We start from the raw sequence: 3,228 nt of genomic DNA, 5'->3' as shown, positions 1-3,228 counted from the left end.
GGGGTTCTAGGGATTTTGCCGCCAAATATTGCAATTCGCCCTGCAAGCCACGGCTGGCGTGACCTGTAGAAGGCTATTAATTTCATTTCACCGCAAATATCTGTATCCTTCTTGGCTTTTTGGGTCAAGATATGAGCAAAGGTAAGCGCCTGTCGATACTGACAGCGGCAGAAATTGAAGAATTGTATTCACCTCCCGTGTTCTCCGAATCCGACCAGCGTTTTTTCTTTACTCTTAATGACCGAGAATTCGATGAAATCAACCGGATTAGAGATCGTAAGCATCGAGTTGTGGCTATCGTTCTGCTGGGCTATTTCAAATCTAAACCGATCCTGCTCAATCCCAGCTTCAAATCAATGCAGTCTGACCTAGCATTTGTCTCTAAACTGTACTTCAAAGATCTAAAATACCGTCGATTTAGCCTGAAGGCTGACCAGAAGTCCCGATTATACGAGCGTGTTCTTTCGTTACTTGGCGTTTCTAATTGGAGTGACCATGAACACCACTCATTGCTGACAGGCCATTTACTTGAAAGCGCAAATAGCTGGGCGGCACCACGAGCTCTTTTTGACTCGACGACCGAATATCTGTCCCACAACAAGATTGCAATTCCCGCCTACAGCACACTGCAGAAGCTCATCAGCCAAGTTCTGATACAACACCAGAATGCTTTACATGAGCGCGTGAAAGCCGCTTGCCCCAAAGGCCTGAAGACCATGCTCTCTGAGCTACTGTGTGGCGAGAATGCCTTTACGTTACAACACCTGCGCCAAGGTGCACGCAATTTCACAGGCACTGAACTAAACAAAGAGCTTCAAGTTTATCATCACCTTCAGCCTTGGATCGTTGAAGTCACTCAAGTGCAGGAAAGCCTGGGGCTGTCGCAAATGAACCTACATTATTTCGCCAGCCGCGTGGATTACTATGGTGCCAAACTCAAACGGCAATCACCGCTCAATCAGCAGTTGTACCTGTTAAGCTATCTGCAACATCGACATCAGCAATGTTTGGAAAGAATCGCTGATGGTTTTATCCATCATGTACGGCAAGTGAAGGCTCGTGCCAAGGCAATGGCCAAGGAACAAGTCTATAAAGATTGGCAGAAAGCTGCTCGGAATGTCGAAAAAGCTGCAGGTGTTTTTCAGTTGTTTTTGGAAGAAGATGTTGAACCGGACACTCGCTTACAATCGGTCCAGCAGCAGGCTTTTAAGGTACTTAATGCCAAAGATCTCACCTCTGTCTGCCAGTACTTGAGCAGTCAAAAGAAGTCTGCAGATGAGTCTTATTGGCAGCAACTGGATGGAGAATCAACGCTACGCACAGGGTTGCTACGATCATTGTTCTGCTGTTTACGAATTGAAGGTGCAGATAAAACACAGCGACTGGCGCGAGTGCTAGATCAAGCCAGATTAGATTTGGTAGCCAATCATAAGCTCAGTGATGCCAGTCTGGATCGCCGTTTACCACAAAAACAACTACTCCCATTGTTGCTGAATAAAGATGATAGCCTCAATAAAGGCCGTTATGAATGGTACCTTTATCTGCAGATTCCCGACCGATTGCAAGGTCAGCTGTTGATGCCAGACGTTATTAAATACCGGGCTTTGGATGCAGATTTAGTTAAACCAAAGTACTGGAAACAAGAAAAGCAAAGCTTGTTAGAATCCACTGCACAGGAAAAGCTGATGGCCAATCCTGCATCGCTCATAACCAATATGGCTACCGAACTTGATATGCGTCTGGACGAGGTGAGCCACTATCTGGAAGAAACGGACAACCGAGACATTATCCTGAAGCAAAAAGGAGGTAAACGACACTGGAGGTTGCCCACTGCGAGCAAGAAGCACTTGGTCAATAACCCTTTCTTTGGGCAGATGCGTTCGGTAGACATCGCCGATGTTCTGCGAGTGGTCGACCGAGATACAGGTTTTATCGATGACTTCGAGCACGTCTTAGGTATGAACACTAAAGGTCGGCAGTTCGAAGTGGATTTATTGGCGATAATGGTTGCGAATGCGACCAACCAGGGAATCTATGGTATAGCAGAGATCTCTGATCGTAACTATGAACAGTTAAGCACCATTCAGGCTAATTACTTGCGGTTAGAAACTCTTAGTAACGCTAACGACCGTATTAACAATGCAACGGCCAAATTACCGATCTTCAAACACTACTACATCCAGGAAGGCATTGTGCATGTCAGCGCCGACGGGCAGAAATTCGAAGCCAAAAGGGAAACCTTCCGCACTCGGTACTCCTCAAAATACTTCGGTACAGCCAAGGGGTTATCGAACGTAAGCCTCAACGCCCATCACATGGCGATCAACAACCGAATTATCGGTTCTAACGAGCATGAAAGCCACTACCTGTTCGACCTTCTGATGAACAATAGATCTGAAATAATCCCGGACGTTGTGTCGACGGATACTCATGGGGTTAACCACATTAATTTTGCACTCCTGGACTTGTTTGGTTACCAGTTTGCGCCTCGATACGCCAAAGTTGGAAGCGTGATCGAAAAGATGTTTAATATCACCACGGATAAAAACGACCGCCTTCAGCTCAGCCTGAAAAAGCCCATTAATATCAAACGCATCATGGAGCACTGGGACACCATCCAACGCATCGCAGTCTCACTGGCACAGCGCAAAACGGATCAAGCCACCTTGGTGCGAAAACTTTCATCTTATAAAAGTAACCACCCCTTACTTGAAGCATTTACCGAATACAACCGATTAGTAAAAGCTCGATATTTGCTGAGCTACATTGATGACCCTGAGCTGCGTAGTCATGTGCAAAAAGCACTGAACCGCGGTGAAGCCTATCATCAGCTACGCCGAGCGATTAGCCAGGTGAATGGTGACCGATTCCGTGGTAACAGCGATGAAGAGATCGAGCTGTGGAATGAATGCGCTAGATTAATGGCCAATGCCATCATCTACTTCAACTCCAAAGTTCTCAGTAACCTGCTGCAAAGCTTTGAGCATCAGGGCAAAGACAAGCAAGCGGAGACCATTAAGCGAGCATCTCCGGTCGCATGGCAGAGCATCAATCTGAAGGGTAAATACCTGTTCAATCAGTCTAGTGAAATGCTGGATATTGAGTATCTGATGGCGCCGATTGAGGAATATATACCGTTCCTGGAAAAGTAATGCACCTCTACAGCCTAGGAATAGCAAGGCCTACAGAGCGAATTGCAATATTTGGCGGCAAAATCCCTAGAACCCC

General features: G+C 46.4%; 1 protein-coding gene. It reads left to right on the top strand.

Annotated features, from left to right (window positions below):
* The first annotated feature begins 131 nt into the window (after positions 1-131).
* Positions 132-3,152, top strand: coding sequence for a Tn3 family transposase (locus tag F1529_RS17440; RefSeq protein WP_155137837.1), 3,021 nt, complete (start codon positions 132-134; stop codon positions 3,150-3,152).
* Positions 3,153-3,228: the final 76 nt, after the last annotated feature.

The sequence above is a fragment of the Alcanivorax sp. VBW004 genome, assembly GCF_009718865.1.
GTDB lineage: Bacteria > Pseudomonadota > Gammaproteobacteria > Pseudomonadales > Alcanivoracaceae > Alcanivorax.
Note: the sequence above shows the minus strand (reverse complement) of the source record. Positions and strands in the feature narration are given on the sequence as shown.